Below are 15,560 nucleotides of genomic sequence, written 5' to 3'. Positions count from 1 at the left end.
TCTGGTGATGCCGGATCTGCCTTTTTATTACCATTATCGTGACAACGTCACTCCAACGATTTATCTATATAAAAAACCAGTGGTTTTTCCCTCACTGGCTCTCTTATCTCATTCAGTACTTCTATACTTTTGGATAACCCTGCTCTTGTAACCAAAGACGTCCTGCTTCAATTGCCGGACTTTGTACAAAGGTAACGAGTAAAAAACCAACAAATACACCAATTATTGCACCACCAATGGCTCCGCCCAGAGGCAGGAAAGCTGCAATAATCGCCGATGCAACAATGACAATAATAAGACGAATCCAAAATGCAGATCCAATGCGTTTACGCCCTTCTTTATTGCACTCTTCAAACAAACGTTTTTGCTCTTGTTTATCTAATCCCTTTAATTCAGGCACATTATCAGCAGACCAATATATTTTCATAAATCCCTCTAAATTCGTTGAAATCAATGATAAAACGCGGCGATTATAGTGACTATTCTAAGCCAGAGCCAGATATCACCTGTGGTTATTTTTAACGTCGAGCTTCCTCAATAATTCTACTGCTGGTCTTCAACAAAAATACGCCATAGCTCTTCAACGGCTTTAGACATTTTTGTTGCAGGTCGATATAAACGGATTTCCACCGGGATACACAGATCTGAATCTTTATCGGTGACCGCAATAATCGTTCCGTTTTTTACCTCCGGTTCGGCCAAAGACTGTGGCAACCAGGCTATACCATCTCCTGCTCTGACCATCGCCAGCAGCGTTGCTGCCAAATCGGAGGTAAAGGCCACTTCCATCCCCCGTTTAACCCGATTAATGGATGCGGTATTTGAAATAATGCGCCCTAAACCTGACTCGCCGCTAAATGACAGGTAACGAAATTTTTTCCTGTTATTCAACGTCCATAATGGTTTTGTTGAATCAGCAGAAACCGCGCTGTAAGGAATGAGTCTGTCCAATCCTAAACGGATACTAAAGAACTTTTCCTGCTCAAGATTAATATGCATATGAGGATGGTAATGGCAGAGCAAAAATTGACAGCTCCCCTGTAAAATCAATCGTTCACAGGATTTCAACGTGTCAGATAGCAGTCGGAAAGATCCAAATCGCACAATCTTGTCATTGCGCCTTAACAGTTCAGGGAAAAAGGAAAAAGAGAGTGCATGGGTCGCGGAAAAAACCACATCAGGCTGTTCTTGCCCGGCCACATCCAAAGCTTCAGTTCTTACTGCATAAAGTGCTCTGATCAGCTCAGGCGCCTGGCCACAAAACATCTCTCCGGCTCGCGTCAGGTCAACTCCGCGTCTGTTTCGTTCAAACAAGGCGGTACCTACCCATTCTTCAAGAGACTGGATCCGTCGACTAAATGCGGGTTGCGTCACATAACGTAACGCCGCTGCTTTAGAGAAATTAAGGGTTTCTGCCAGTGCTACACAGTCTTCAAGCCATGTTAATTCCAGGTGATGCCGATTTTGCATTACAGCCATCCTTACAGGCATTAGATGAAGATGATTTATCCCCTTAGTATGTGGCTATACCAGATTGCTTTTCAATCAAATAGTGGCTGTGACGATAATAACTGTTTGAAATACAATTCATTAATCATGCATGGCTTACGATGCCATCCTGTCTGGCCACCTTTTCAGCCGTAAAATAAGGAGAAAAGAATGCGCATAATCGACGTTGTTGAAATCACTAAACCCATTGCATCCCCTATCAGAAATGCCTATATCGACTTCAGCAAAATGACCACCAGTCTGGTTGCAGTAGTTACCGATGCAGTTATCGACGGTCGACGGGTAGTTGGATATGGCTTTAACTCTAATGGTCGCTATGGTCAGGGAGGCCTTATTCGCGAACGTTTTCGCGATCGGATCTTACAGGCGGAGCCTGACAGTCTGCTTAATCAACACGGCGATACCTTCGATCCTCATCGCATGTGGGATGTGATGATGAACAATGAAAAACCCGGCGGTCACGGTGAGCGATCCGTTGCCGTGGGCACGCTGGATATGGCAATTTGGGATGCCACGGCAAAGATTGCCGGCAAACCATTATTTCGCATGCTGGCAGAGATGAAAGGTGTTGAAGCAAATCCTCGCGTATTTGTCTATGCCGCCGGAGGCTATTACTATCCGGGTAAAGATCTGACAGCGCTGCGACAAGAAATGCGTAGCTATCTCAATCGCGGCTATAACGTGGTTAAAATGAAAATTGGTGGTGCGCCACTGGAAGAAGACCGCCGCCGTATTGAAGCGGTGTTAGATGAAATTGGTAACGAAGCGCAACTTGCCGTGGATGCTAACGGTCGTTTTGATCTGGAAACTGGCATTGCTTACGCTAAAATGCTGCGTGAATATCCGCTATTCTGGTACGAAGAAGTTGGCGATCCCCTTGATTATGCATTGCAGGCAGCGCTGTCAGAGTTCTATCCCGGCTCAATGGCAACCGGTGAAAACCTTTTCTCACATCAGGATGCCCGTAATCTTTTACGATATGGCGGCATGCGCCCGGATCGTGATTACCTGCAATTTGACTGCGCCCTCTCCTATGGCTTAGTGGAATATCTGCGCACGTTGGATGTTCTGGAGCAGTTTGGCTGGTCGCCAACCCGCTGTGTTCCACATGGCGGACACCAGATGTCATTAAATATTGCCGCCGGTCTGGGACTTGGTGGTAATGAGAGCTACCCTGATCTCTTCCAGCCTTATGGCGGATTTCCTGATTCCGTGACCGTTGAGGATGGACATATTGTCATGCCTGAACTGCCGGGGATTGGTTTTGAGGGAAAATCGGACTTAATCAACGTGATGCGTGCACTGGCTGAATAATGCGCCGGGAATAATTAAACTGCAAGCCTGTGATTGATCGGTGCAGGCCTGCAGTTTAATACTCACTATGTTGCCACGGCTTGTACTATTCCTTCCGGAATATAACCATCAAAACTTTTGGTAATGTCTTCGGTAGCAACATGAAAGTTTACCGTTTGAGTTGTCGTCAGCATCCCTTTTACTTGGATCAAACCTCGGATTGAATCATCCGGATCCCGGCAGAATATCAGGTTCTCATATCAAATTACTTCAAAGAATTTCAATTAATGAAATTAGCTTGTTGTTAATTAAAAATAAAAACACAATAGCAATAAGTTAGAACAGAATGAAAATAACGATCCAGTTAAGATAAATAAGAATCAACTTAAACAATATAAGTAATTTATTATTTTAATTCCAAAATGAATACGATGATTTAGCATGACTGATATTATTAACCTCTGGCATATCACGTACACTACGTAAATATTGCTCCTTCAGTTTTCTGGTTATCCGTTGATCTTGCTGTAATTGTTGTTTGAATGCCGGGTAATCAATAATTAAATAGAGTGATTCGTTCATACTAATATTCTGACCACTGGTTGATGAAAAATAATAGTTACCTTTAGCCAACCATACGGTGCCAAGTGCCCTTCTGTTGCGTTCAAAAGTATCAACCGGTTGCCAGTCAGATAATGACACGTCAGGTAAAACAGAAAGTACGGTATTTTTGCTTACTAATCCCCGGCTTCTTTTCCCCCAAACCTCATACGAGATTAAAACAATGGTATTTTTATCCGTAACCCATACTCCCGGAGCCTTTTGTTCTGAAAGTGGCTGTGATTTATCGTTACCAAAAGGGTTTGGACCCGCATATTTAAATTTTTTACCCTGATAATCCCAATAAAAAACGCCATTATCGTTGATAAATAATTCGTGATTTGCCCGATCGCGATCGGCGACAAAAAGGTTTAGCCCATGCGTATTTTTTCCATCAATAACCGCTGGAAAAGGCGTTGCGCCAAAATAGTAGCTATTGATTTTGGCATCCCAACCATAATCTGTTTGCCACTGGTCGCCGTCCGGAGAGAATGCACTAAAAGTCACTGGGTTTGCATCAGGCAGAGGCTTTCCCTGATAATAAACATGCGTGTTATCAGCCAAATAGCGGTCATGTATTCGGTCTTTTAAATATCCCTGTCCATAGTGTACCGATTGAATACTGCTACCGTCGGCTTTTGAAATCATCACACCTTCATAAAACAGATGTTGACCATCGGAGAGATAATTCTGTCCCCAGGTTTTCAGATTGCCATAAACAACATTCTCCATCTGGCTTAAGATAAAATCCCGACGCCTCGGGCGGTCAGGGTTATCATAATCTTTATCACGTACTATTTCGTGCCACCAGTAATAGCCCGGGTTCTTGCGTTCTTCGCTACAAAAATAGGTGTTATGACCATCGCTGATATATCCCTGAGAGGTATAAATGACGTGTTCAGGCTGCAATCCTTGAATGATATGAGTGCCACAGAATACTGACTGATTATCTTTGGCTAATGGCGCCAGATATCGGGAAGAATAGACTTGAAAGTCACTGCTATTTACACCAGGCAGCAGGTAATACCCCTGAAATGGAATATTGACATAAACTTTTTGCTGATAGCTGTAATAACGCCCACCAAGCGACTTGCTGTTACGCCCAAAATCGCTGGAGTTTGAATCTCGCCAAAGGTTAGTAAAGATAAATACCGAGAACAACAATCCCAGTAAAATAGAGAAAATGGCAAAAAGTTTTAGCCAAAATGTGCCGGGGAATTTTCTGGTTTTTGGTGTCTCTACGATCATAAGGTATTCCTTTACCTGATTCCAATAACATCCTGCTATTGTACTGTTATATAATACACGGGTTGAGATATGTGATACAAAACCAATAATAACCCCGATAAATATTCACCTATCATTACAACCTCTTTTTGCTATGGCGCGGCTGTTGAGTACATCAACACTCCCCTCGTTTTGTTCGCCAATAAATCATCGGAAGAGTGACGAATATGCTGAAGAAAATTATCTACCTGTTGTTATGCTCATTTTTATTCACCAATAGCCTGCCTCTGTTAGCCAAGTCGCGTGTTGTTCATGTAGTCGTTGCCTTGTGTGACAACAAATATCAAGGGATTGTTCCGGTGCCTGAAAAAATTGGCAATGGACAAGACCCGGTGAATAATCTGTATTGGGGAGCGGCTTATGGTGTGAAAACCTTCATCAAGAAACAGCCAAACTGGCAGCTTGTTAACTCTTCAGCCAATCCACAAAAAAACATATTGGAACGTATCGTTTTTAAACATAAAACCGATGATGTTTATCTGGTAGCGGATGCCTACGATGGCCAATATATCGGCCAAACCATTGATGATTTTTATCAATACATCGGCGGGGCGAAAAAAGCCAATCTGGATATTCAACAGAAATCTATCGATACCGGCGGTGGCGCCGATCTGGTGGTTTACATTGGTCACAATGGCCTGATGGATTTTTCAATTGCTCAGTTAAATTTAAATCCACCTGATATACGTGATGAAAAAACCAGAGCTTTGAATGCTCAGCGACAAGCGGCCGTATTTGCCTGTAAAAGTAAGCCCTATTTTCTGCCTAAATTTGAACAAACGGGGATTAAGCCGGCAATGATGACTACCAACTTTATGGCACCGGAAGCTTATATTCTGAATGCGTTAGTAGATTCCTGGATTAAACGGCAATCTCCGGAACAAACGCGTGAAGCGGTGGCACAGGCCTATGCTAAGTATCAGAAAATTAGTATAAAAAGCGCCAAAGGGTTATTTGCAACTCAATAGAATAAACGATGGCTGCGGGTAAAATTGACCAACAGCGCTGAAAATTTTTATTCGTCCGGGGGATATAAGGAATAGTGACCATGGATGCTATCAAAAAACGGAAAATGGTTATTGCTCTGATATTCGCTGCCATTATTGCGGTAATTATTGGGCTTACCCTCTTTCCATCACGCCAGCATCAGATTGTGTTAACCCATCAGGGAGATAATCCCCCATCCTTACAGCGTTTATTTCAACAGTTAGAGAAAGATAAATTCACCACAGAACAACGATCTTCTTCTGACACCCTGGCTTTTTATCGCTGCGAAACTAAAGAAGATTATCGTTTCAGCGGTTCTGGTGTACGCAGTTTTTACTTTAGCCGTACTTTTCCAATAAAAGCACCTATTGGCAATGTTTACCCTGATTTCCATTTATATGTATTGAGTTTTGAGAATGCACAACAGGCCAGTGCCTATGCCATAAAAATCAACGCGGCTAAACGTTATTATGATAGTAATGATGATAAGTGCGAATTCGATAAAGCTCCCTGGAAAATCGTCACTCATGGCCCGACGCTGTATTACCTTGATACCAGAGCGCAGATGTTGGTAGATTTTATTGAACGATACGGGAAGTTATTAGAAAAAGAGTAATTTGACGTCACTATCACCGGAACATTTTATGGTCAAAAAAAGAAATTTTATCATTGCGATCCTGTCAGCTGTGCTTTTCGCCATGATCTTTTACGTTATCTGTTATGCCCGAATTGGTACCGGACGATATTGTTACGAAAGCCCGGAAGTTCGCTGGCGTTTAGCCATTTATACCGGCGAGTGTAATGATGAAACTGGCTGCTTTTACGCTAAAAGAGCCGGTACAGGCATACTGGAATACTTTGGTATTCGCCCCGCGCCGGATAACGGCTGTCGGGAGGCCGGACAGTAAAATATCTATACCCTGCTACCTTGGCTTATAACAAGAACGTCCGTCGCGGCACTTATGATGCCCCTGATAAGAATTCTCTCTGTCTCTTGGTTTATCCCGATGATGATATCTGTCGTCGTCGTCGTCACTATCGCTGTCCATTAATAACACTGCCGCAGCAATACCAACCAGCCCTATGATAAGCCCGGCAGATGCGACATCTTCAGAATCCATATTTGCGCACCCTACCATCGATAAACAAACGGCACCAATCATTGAATTTCTCAACCCTGCTTTCACTTTTTATCTCCCTCTGCTGCCTCCTGTTGGGCTGTTTAACAGTACGGGCAATAGCCAATATGCTCAATGCAGCTTAAGGTAAAAGAAGTGAAAAGATTGAGTAAAGCGGAGGGATGAAACGAGCGTTATCGTTTCAATCCAGAGTCAAAAGATAGTTGAAACGTGCTATAGGTTAGCGATCTTTTCCCACCAATGATGAAAAGTCTGAGTTTTATTATTAAGCCAAATGGGTTCACCTATCATCGGTGTCAGCAGATGATAGCTTTTGTTTTCACTTGCCTTAACGGCACGGATAAATGGATCGTTCCAGGCGTGATAAGCGAGAGAGAATTTTCCCGTATGGGCAGGTAGCAGTGCTCTGGCATGAAGATCTTCTGCGGCTTGCGCTGAGTCTTCCGGCATCATGTGGACATAACGCCACCCGTGATCATATTGTCCACTATCCAAAATTGCCAAATCAAAGCCATTAAACTGTCGTCCTATCTCAGCAAAATGAGGGCCATAGCCACTATCACCACTAAAAAATAGTTTTTGCCCGTCGGTAATTAAAGCAAAGGATACCCATAAGGTAGAATTGCGAATAAACCCACGGCCGGAGAAATGGCGAGCAGGTAAAAAATGAACGGTTAATTTATCATCCAATTGCAGAGACTGGTTCCAGTCACCCTCATAGATTAGATCCGGATTATATCCCCAACGCTTAAAGCTACTGCCAACCCCTAAACCGGTAATCACCCTTTTAACGTTATCTTTCAACGCAATAATGGTTGGATAATCAAGATGATCCCAGTGATCGTGGGAGAGCAGTAAATAATCAATATCTGGCATCTCCTCTACTGTGTACAAACTGGTACCGGCAAAAGCCTGATTAGTGAATGGAACCGGAGAAGCATTGATACTAAATACCGGATCAATAAGAATGCGTTTCCCTGCCAGTTGCAGATAATAGGATGAATGCCCCAACCAGATAACGACATCCTGATTTGCATCTAATGTTAACAGGTTGGTTTTGGCTGACGGTATCGGTACTGATGGTATTGCTCGCTCTTTTTTAGTGAACAGATATTTGATCAAGATTGTTGCCATGTTCTCTTCATTATCACTTGGTGGTATTGGCAACTGATTTTGAAACGCCCCATTAACATAATTTGGCGACTGGCTGATACGAATTAAATCTGCGCCCACAGGCCGTTGACCAAACTTTGGCTGCTGCATATAGACATAGCTCCCGACGACTAACGCGCCAAGGAGTATTAATAAACTCAATAGCATTTTGCTTACTCCTCGCTTCATCAGAACCTCTCTGGATAATGGTGCTACCCATTTTCATCAAGCCATTGTCTAATATTACAATGGCTTATCTTATGCTGCCAGAGGGCGAAATACGCAAGAGCCCATGAATTAAATTCATAAATCATTTGCAACAGAGAGATCATCAGAAGCTCAACTATTACCTCTATAGATAATAGTTGAGTTCAGCATTGAATTAACGTTGAGCACCGTTGGAAGCGATCACGTTTTTATACCAGTCAAAACTTTTCTTTTTAGAACGCGCCAGCGTACCGCTACCGTCATCATTCATATCGACATAGATAAATCCATAGCGTTTGGCGTACTCGCCGGTAGTAAACGAGACACAATCGATACAACCCCAAGGGGTATAGCCTAATAAATCAACCCCATCAATGGCCACCGCTTTCTCCATCTCAACGATATGCGCCTTCAAATACTCAATCCGATAATCATCATTAACGCTACCGTCCGCTTCGCGCACATCAATAGCACCAAAACCATTCTCCACAATAAACAGCGGTTTCTGGTAGCGTTCGTACAGTTCTGAAAGGCTATAGCGCAGACCAATCGGGTCGATTTGCCATCCCCATTCAGAAGCCTGCAAATAAGGATTCAATTTACTGCCTTCAAAAAACGTTAAGGCGCTTTCCGACTTGGTGTAATCTGGCGAAACAATATTAGACATGTAATAACTAATGGCCAGATAATCAGCACAGCCATTGCGCAGGATCTCATCATCACCGGGTTGAGTAGTAATCGTGATATTGTTACGTGCCCATTCTTTTACAATATAAGCCGGATAAACGCCACGCATCTGAACATCGCTAAACACATATTTTTGCCTCATCGCTTCCTGAGCAAAAACTAAATCCTCCGGGCGACAGGTTGCCGGATACAACGGCATCATATGGATCATGCTGCCAATCTTGAAATCCGGATTTATTTGATGTCCACGATTAACCACTTGAGCACTGGCAATAAATTGATGATGAAGCACCTGATACATTGCCTGTTCCGGATTATCATAATCGGTAAATATCACCCCGGAATTACAGTAACCAAACAGCGGATATTTCCAGTTACGTTGATTGTTAATTTCATTGAAGGTGATCCAGTATTTCACTTTACTTTTATAGCGCTCCATCACTACTTCACTAAAGCGAACAAAGAAATCAACGACGTTACGGTTATGCCAGCCACCGTACTCTTTCACCAAATGATAAGGCATTTCAAAATGAGAGAGGGTAATTACCGGTTCAATTTGGTGTTTCTGTAGTTCGTCAAACAGATCGTCATAAAACTGTAACCCGGCCTCGTTGGGTGTTTGTTCATCTCCATTAGGAAATATTCTGCTCCAGGCAATAGAGGTTCGAAAACATTTAAATCCCATCTCGGCAAACAGAGCGATATCATCTTTGTAACGCGAATAAAAATCGACACCCAGATGGTTAGGATAAACATATTCGGGCAGTACACCATCTGTCATCACCCGGTCAACACCATGAGAACCTTTAGACAATACGTCTGCGATACTCACGCCCTTTCCGTCCTTATTCCATCCGCCTTCAACCTGATGAGCCGCAACGGCGCCACCCCATAAAAAACCTTCAGGAAATCCATTTTGCGCCATATAACTCTCTCCTCCGTTTCTGCCCTGTTTGACAGAACCTAATCACTAGTTTTTGCGTAATAGACAAACGCCAGCTTATTACCGTCAGGATCGCGCACATATGCGCTGTAAAATCCTTCACCATATTGAGGGCGAAAGCCGGGAGCACCTTCACTGGTACCGCCATTGGCAACAGCAACAGCATATAAACGATCGATGGTGTGAGTATCCGGCGCATTAAACGCCGCCATTACGCCGTTACCAATTGTGGCGTTTTCCCCATTAAACGGGCGGCCAACACATAAACCAACACTGTGGTTGTCACTGAATGTACCCCACGACGCCCCTTCATCATTACTGCCACCTCGGGGATGGCCCAGAATCTCCATCAGGGAATCGTAAAACGCGATCGCCGTAGGAAGATGGTTAGTGCCCAGCATAAGATAAGAGAACATTCTAACCTCCTGACTTTTTTACCGCCGTTTTAACGGAATGGCGGTTCGTTAAATGTACGTAGTTTGCGGGAATGGAGCTTATCTCCTTCAGCTCGCAGTAAATCTATGGCTCGAATACCAATTTGCAGATGTTCTGATATTGCCCCTTCGTAAAAATGGTTTGCCTGTCCCGGCAGTTTAATTTCCCCGTGCAGTGGCTTATCAGAAACACATAACAGCGTGCCATAAGGTACCCGAAAACGATAACCCTGAGCGGCAATAGTGGCGCTTTCCATATCAACCGCAACCGCACGGCTCAGGTTAAAACGTCTGGCTGATACGGAGAAACGCAGTTCCCAGTTGCGGTCATCGGTGGTAACAACGGTACCGGTTCTCAACCGCAGCTTGACCTCTTCTCCCGGCATTCCACTCACCACTTTGGTGGAGTCATATAGGGCTCGCTGCACTTCAGCAATGCTGGGGATTGGGATATCCGGTGGTAACACCGCATCCAGAACATGGTCATCTCGTAAATAGGCATGAGCCAAAACATAATCGCCAATGCGCTGGCTTTCGCGCAATCCACCACAGTGACCAATCATTAACCAGGCGTGTGGACGCAGTACCGCCAGATGATCACAGATAGTCTTAGCATTGGAAGGCCCGACGCCAATATTGACCAGTGTGATTCCCTGTCCGGAGGAGGAAATAAGGTGATAAGCCGGCATTTGGTGCTTTTTCCAGGCCAGGTCTGATGCAGTTCTTTCCGGATCGGCGTTTTCCGCAGTGATATAGCTGCCACCAGCACATGATAGTGCCTGATAAGGACTGGATGGATCAAGAATCTGTTTGCAGGCCCAACTGATGAACTCATCCACATAGCGGCTATAGTTAGTAAATAAAACATAAGGTTGAACATGTTCAACCGGTGTTCCGGTATAGTGTTTAAGCCGTGCTAAAGAGAAGTCGGTGCGTAATGCGTCAAAGTGAGACAACGGAAAGGTATCTCCGGCACTAGCCAGACCATCGGTAATATCATCACCAATTTTAGCCAGGTCGGTAGTAGGAAAGTGCTGCACTATCCCAGCGGTCATCGTGCGATCCAGCATCAGATCGGAACCGTCTATCACAAACGGGTAAGGTATCTCTTGCTGTGACGGTGTCACTTCAAAAATAGCGCCATAATCATGTTCCAGCAATCCTAACTGCTCTGTCAGATAACGGCGAAACAGATCCGGTCGAGTTATGGTTGTGGTGTATTGCCCCGGATGTGCAAAGCGCCCGTAAGCACGAGTACGTAAATGTTCCTGAAACTTACCATCCCAACAAACCCGCAGTTGAGGATAGGAAAATAGCCCTTTCTCTCTGGCTTTCAGATCCGGCAAGGTTCCCTGCTGAATAAAAGCACCAATGGCGCTACGCAGCGCACTTAAGGCGGATTCATATTGTTGTTCGAGTTTATCGATGGCTTCAGAAGCAGTAAGACGAGTACTAAATGGTTGCTGATTCAAGAGAGCTCCTTTAAGGGCAAATGGAGACAGTCACTAAATTAGTGGGTTAGGGTAATAATAGAATAGCTTACTCATCAGTGGAAGTTTTTGATAAATAAGCGCTGTGGCAAATTTCCCACAGCGCTGCGATTTTAAAAATTCAAAATCAGAAAGGACAGGAGTCATTCAGATGAAACGCGGTGATTTGAAGGTCGGGACTCAAACCACTGTAATATTTGCTGATTAAATTCAGCCGGTGCTTTTTTATTAGTAGATGCAGACAGCGTTGCCAGCGTGTGTTGAGAGAAAACCAGCCGCATAGCCTGCTCTGCTTCTAACATAATGCGGTGAATTGAACATACACCTTCAGTTGCCCACTGAGGCGCAGGTTGTTCAAATACCGCACAGCGTTCACGTATCTCTTTACACTCAAATAACCCTTTATTGCCATCAACGGCTTCGACCACATCTTTAACCGAGATAGATTCAGGTGAACGAGCCAGGTGAAAACCGCCTCTGGCCCCTTCCGTTGAGCTCACAATGCCGGACTTTTTTAACTTAGTAAAAATCTTAGCTAAAAAGTCGACAGGAACTCCCTGCAATTCAGCTAAATCACGCACGTTTGCTTCTTTGATTCCGTCGCGCTGGCTAATATACAGCAAACAATGCAGTGCATACTCAACCCCCGAACTGACAAACGCCATGACTCCCCCTGAATAATTAAAAGTGTTATTGCTGCGCTAAAGTCTACCGCAGAACGCTTTGGGTGTCCTGCTTATACCGCCATTTCTGGCTTGTTGCATTTAGCCATTGTGGTTGCCCACTGTGCAGCCAATTGGTCGAGATCGTTATGTGCGCGAACTAATGCGGCTTCACGAGCCTCAGCAATAGTAAATTGCAGCGGTTGAGCATCAACAAATTGTGGCGCTTCTACACCAATAAATGCAAAAGCCGCTTTAAGTACTGGCGTCGTGGCATCCATATGGCTATACGGTGAACCCTGACGTAAATCGGCGCCGCGAGTGGTAATAAATAGCACTTTTTTATCACCCAATTTACCAACGGTAGAACCATCCGGCAGTAAATCATAGGTCACGTTAGTACGGGTAATAGCATCGATAAAGGTCTTAAATGTTGATGGAATCGTCCAGTTATACATTGGCATTGCACATACCAGCACATCAGCATCCATCACTCGTTGGCACATGGCATCAGATGAAGCTAATACTTCATGCATTTTCTCAGTTCGCTCTTCTTTCGGCGTATAGGTCGCCTGTACAAACTCTGCGGAAACGTGAGGCTGAACGTCCTCGGTAACATCGAGGTAATCAATTTCAAACTCAACACCATTACTCTTTAATTGCTGAAGAAAATAGCGACCCAGAGCACGTGAGTTAGACCACTGGTGGAATTTTGAGCTCGCATCAATATGTAATATTTTCATCTGTGTTCCATATGCTTAATTGAAAATAAATGTCGAAGATTTAACTACGACCAATCTTGTCGTAGTTAAGGTATCGCTTTTTATATTTTTCGGCAAGGGGAATTTTTTCTTATTCGAATCCAGAGATACAACAACACGCATTGGTCAGCCTATATATTCGATAAAGCAGATATGTTTTATTTGACTCTGTGATTTATCACCGTATGATAATGTCTGACTTTCACCTAACCGGATATTGATTATGGGGTCATTAACACCACTTCAGCTGTTTAAAACGTTATCAGATGAAACTCGCCTGACCATCGTATTATTATTGAAGGATTCCCATGAACTCTGCGTTTGTGAACTCTGTGAAATCCTTAAACTGCCACAACCGAAAATATCCCGACATTTAGCTATGCTCAGAGAGCATGGCATTCTGCTCGATCGTCGTGAAGGAAAATGGATTCACTATCGACTTTCGCCCCACATATCGCAGTGGGCAGGTAACATTATTCAACAAGCCTATAGTAGCGAGCTTAACCAAATAAAAGCGCTTAGTTATTCTACGTTAACAGATAATAAACCAGGTCGTTGTTGATAAAATTTTTACCCTTATATATGCGTTTTTTCGAATATATAAGGAAGAATTGAAATAAAAATAGTATTTATGGAGGTTTTTGATGTGGTTGGCGCTGAGTATTTTTCTTCTCACCCTTATTCTGGTTATCTGGCAACCAAAAGGATTAGGTATTGGCTGGAGTGCCTCGTTTGGTGCCCTTCTGGCTTTGGCTACTGGCGTGGTTCATTTGAACGATATTCCTGTCGTCTGGAATATCGTTTGGAACGCCACAGCCGCTTTTATCGCCGTGATTATCATCAGTCTATTATTGGATGAATCAGGCTTTTTTGAATGGGCTGCATTACACGTCGCCCGTTGGGGAAATGGTAAAGGTAAGCGACTTTTTACCTATATTGTTTTATTAGGAGCCTCCGTAGCTGCGCTGTTCGCTAACGATGGTGCGGCCTTAATATTAACGCCAATTGTGATTGCTATGCTTCTGGCATTAGGATTCAACCGGGGGGCTACGCTGGCATTTGTGATGGCAGCTGGATTTATTGCTGATACCGCCAGCTTGCCTTTGGTGGTATCAAATCTGGTTAATATCGTCTCTGCTGACTACTTCGATATTAGCTTCAGCCATTATGCAGCCATCATGGTTCCGGTCAATATAGTGGCTATTCTGGCTACATTAATCACGCTTCACTGTTTTTTTGCCAAATCGATTCCAGATAGCTATGACATGAAATTATTAAAGTTACCGGAAGAGGCAATACGTGATCGTAAAACCTTTAAAGCGGGATGGTTAATTTTAGCCCTGCTGCTGATTGGCTTTTTCGGTTTAAATCATTTAGGTATCCCGGTTAGCCTGGTTGCAGCAGTAGGTGCTATTACACTTTGGCTTATTGCACGAAGAAGCCGAATCATTGATACCGGTAAGGTGATCCGCGGGGCACCATGGCAAATTGTAATCTTCTCGTTGGGCATGTATTTGGTTATTTACGGTTTACGTAATGCAGGGCTTACTCATTATATTGCTCAAATATTAGACCTATTGGCTGAACGGGGGCTGTGGGCAGCGACATTGGGTACCGGTTTCCTGACGGCGGTCATGTCGGCAATAATGAATAATATGCCAACCGTGCTGGTCGGCGCACTTTCAATTGAAGGCAGTTCGGCAACTGGCGTAATAAAACAGGCGATGATTTATGCCAATGTGATCGGTTGCGATCTTGGCCCGAAAATTACACCGATTGGCAGTCTGGCCACCCTGCTTTGGCTGCATGTATTAGCGCAGAAAAATCTTACTATCTCCTGGGGCTATTATTTTCGGGTTGGTATCATTATGACGTTTCCCGTTCTTTTGATAACGTTAATAGCCTTGGCTATTCGCCTCTCATTTTTGGTATAACACTATGCGAAAAATTACTATTTATCATAATCCTGCTTGTGGAACCTCTCGTAATACGCTGGCATTAATCCGTAATAGCGGTGTGGAGCCAACGGTTATTCTCTATCTGGAAAATCCTCCTGGTCGCATTGAGTTACTGGGTATAATTGAAGATCTGCAAATGTCTCCCCGGGAGCTGTTACGTAAAAACGTTGAGCCTTATGAAACATTAAATCTGGCACAAGCTCACTGGAGTGATAGTCAAATCATTGATTTTATGCTGCAATACCCTATTCTGATTAACCGCCCAATAGTGATTACTGAACGGGGAACTAAACTTTGTCGCCCTTCTGAAGTGGTACTGGAAATATTACCGGATCGCCAATCAGGTGCTTTTACTAAAGAGGATGGCGAACAGATAATTGATGAACAGGGTAATCGGATTATTAAGTAACAATATTCATTAGCAATCTGTCTCTTTCGCTAATCTTTCAGC

The 15,560-nt window shown here is 43.8% G+C and carries 17 protein-coding genes; 7 read left to right on the top strand and 10 right to left on the bottom strand.

Annotation, left to right across the window (positions count from 1 at the left end; all coding sequences use genetic code 11):
• Window positions 1–121 precede the first annotated feature (121 nt).
• Both I2494_RS00995 and I2494_RS00990 read right to left on the bottom strand, forming a co-directional pair.
• Window positions 122–427, bottom strand: a complete 306-nt coding sequence (locus tag I2494_RS00995; RefSeq protein ID WP_218465817.1) for a hypothetical protein — start codon at window positions 425–427, stop codon at window positions 122–124.
• A gap of 116 nt (window positions 428–543) precedes the next feature.
• Window positions 544–1,470 carry a LysR family transcriptional regulator gene (locus tag I2494_RS00990; protein ID WP_218465818.1) on the bottom strand — a complete coding sequence of 309 codons (927 nt, stop codon included), beginning with the start codon at window positions 1,468–1,470 and terminating at the stop codon, window positions 544–546.
• A 189-nt stretch (window positions 1,471–1,659) separates the two neighbouring features.
• Here I2494_RS00990 and I2494_RS00985 point away from each other — a divergent pair, with 189 nt between their 5' ends.
• Window positions 1,660–2,823, top strand: a complete 1,164-nt coding sequence (locus tag I2494_RS00985; protein WP_218465819.1) for a mandelate racemase/muconate lactonizing enzyme family protein — start codon at window positions 1,660–1,662, stop codon at window positions 2,821–2,823.
• A 390-nt stretch (window positions 2,824–3,213) separates the two neighbouring features.
• Here I2494_RS00985 and I2494_RS00980 read toward each other — a convergent pair whose 3' ends face one another.
• A complete protein-coding gene (locus I2494_RS00980; protein WP_218465820.1) occupies window positions 3,214–4,650 on the bottom strand; it encodes a DKNYY domain-containing protein in 1,437 nt (478 codons plus the stop codon).
• A gap of 206 nt (window positions 4,651–4,856) precedes the next feature.
• Here I2494_RS00980 and I2494_RS00975 point away from each other — a divergent pair, with 206 nt between their 5' ends.
• The 3 genes from I2494_RS00975 to I2494_RS00965 all read left to right on the top strand — a co-directional run bounded on the left by I2494_RS00975 (window position 4,857) and on the right by I2494_RS00965 (window position 6,584).
• On the top strand, window positions 4,857–5,657 hold the full coding sequence (locus I2494_RS00975) for a hypothetical protein (RefSeq protein ID WP_218465821.1): 801 nt from the start codon (window positions 4,857–4,859) through the stop codon (window positions 5,655–5,657).
• Between the two features lie 80 nt (window positions 5,658–5,737).
• Window positions 5,738–6,292: a hypothetical protein gene (locus I2494_RS00970; protein WP_218465822.1), complete on the top strand. Its 555-nt coding sequence runs from the start codon at window positions 5,738–5,740 to the stop codon at window positions 6,290–6,292.
• A gap of 28 nt (window positions 6,293–6,320) precedes the next feature.
• Window positions 6,321–6,584 (top strand): hypothetical protein, encoded by a 264-nt coding sequence (locus I2494_RS00965; RefSeq protein WP_218465823.1) that lies wholly within the window; start codon window positions 6,321–6,323, stop codon window positions 6,582–6,584.
• Window positions 6,585–6,599: 15 nt separating this feature from the next.
• On the opposite strand, the gene I2494_RS00960 is transcribed toward I2494_RS00965, so the two are convergent.
• The 7 genes from I2494_RS00960 to I2494_RS00930 form a co-directional block, all read right to left on the bottom strand.
• Window positions 6,600–6,797: a hypothetical protein gene (locus tag I2494_RS00960; protein ID WP_218465824.1), complete on the bottom strand. Its 198-nt coding sequence runs from the start codon at window positions 6,795–6,797 to the stop codon at window positions 6,600–6,602.
• A gap of 231 nt (window positions 6,798–7,028) precedes the next feature.
• The gene (locus tag I2494_RS00955) at window positions 7,029–8,156 is read right to left on the bottom strand and encodes an MBL fold metallo-hydrolase (protein ID WP_218465825.1); all 1,128 of its coding nucleotides are present in this window, start codon (window positions 8,154–8,156) and stop codon (window positions 7,029–7,031) included.
• A gap of 193 nt (window positions 8,157–8,349) precedes the next feature.
• Complete coding sequence (locus I2494_RS00950) at window positions 8,350–9,786, bottom strand: 6-phospho-beta-glucosidase (protein ID WP_218465826.1); 1,437 nt, start codon at window positions 9,784–9,786, stop codon at window positions 8,350–8,352.
• A 38-nt stretch (window positions 9,787–9,824) separates the two neighbouring features.
• Complete coding sequence (locus I2494_RS00945; RefSeq protein ID WP_218465827.1) at window positions 9,825–10,220, bottom strand: VOC family protein; 396 nt, start codon at window positions 10,218–10,220, stop codon at window positions 9,825–9,827.
• A 29-nt stretch (window positions 10,221–10,249) separates the two neighbouring features.
• The gene (locus I2494_RS00940; RefSeq protein ID WP_218465828.1) at window positions 10,250–11,710 is read right to left on the bottom strand and encodes an AMP nucleosidase; all 1,461 of its coding nucleotides are present in this window, start codon (window positions 11,708–11,710) and stop codon (window positions 10,250–10,252) included.
• A 161-nt stretch (window positions 11,711–11,871) separates the two neighbouring features.
• Window positions 11,872–12,393, bottom strand: coding sequence for an RrF2 family transcriptional regulator (locus I2494_RS00935; protein WP_218465829.1), 522 nt, complete (start codon window positions 12,391–12,393; stop codon window positions 11,872–11,874).
• A 71-nt stretch (window positions 12,394–12,464) separates the two neighbouring features.
• Window positions 12,465–13,133, bottom strand: coding sequence for an FMN-dependent NADH-azoreductase (locus I2494_RS00930; RefSeq protein WP_218465830.1), 669 nt, complete (start codon window positions 13,131–13,133; stop codon window positions 12,465–12,467).
• 241 nt (window positions 13,134–13,374) lie between these two features.
• Here I2494_RS00930 and I2494_RS00925 point away from each other — a divergent pair, with 241 nt between their 5' ends.
• The 3 genes from I2494_RS00925 to arsC all read left to right on the top strand — a co-directional run bounded on the left by I2494_RS00925 (window position 13,375) and on the right by arsC (window position 15,518).
• Window positions 13,375–13,713 carry a metalloregulator ArsR/SmtB family transcription factor gene (locus I2494_RS00925; protein ID WP_218465831.1) on the top strand — a complete coding sequence of 113 codons (339 nt, stop codon included), beginning with the start codon at window positions 13,375–13,377 and terminating at the stop codon, window positions 13,711–13,713.
• Between the two features lie 82 nt (window positions 13,714–13,795).
• Window positions 13,796–15,085, top strand: a complete 1,290-nt coding sequence (locus I2494_RS00920) for an arsenic transporter (protein WP_218465832.1) — start codon at window positions 13,796–13,798, stop codon at window positions 15,083–15,085.
• 4 nt (window positions 15,086–15,089) lie between these two features.
• Window positions 15,090–15,518: an arsenate reductase (glutaredoxin) gene (gene arsC, locus I2494_RS00915; RefSeq protein WP_218465833.1), complete on the top strand. Its 429-nt coding sequence runs from the start codon at window positions 15,090–15,092 to the stop codon at window positions 15,516–15,518.
• The last annotated feature ends 42 nt before the right edge of the window (window positions 15,519–15,560 follow it).

This window comes from Limnobaculum allomyrinae (assembly GCF_016649425.1).
Lineage (GTDB): Bacteria > Pseudomonadota > Gammaproteobacteria > Enterobacterales > Enterobacteriaceae > Limnobaculum > Limnobaculum allomyrinae.
Note: the sequence above shows the minus strand (reverse complement) of the source record. Positions and strands in the feature narration are given on the sequence as shown.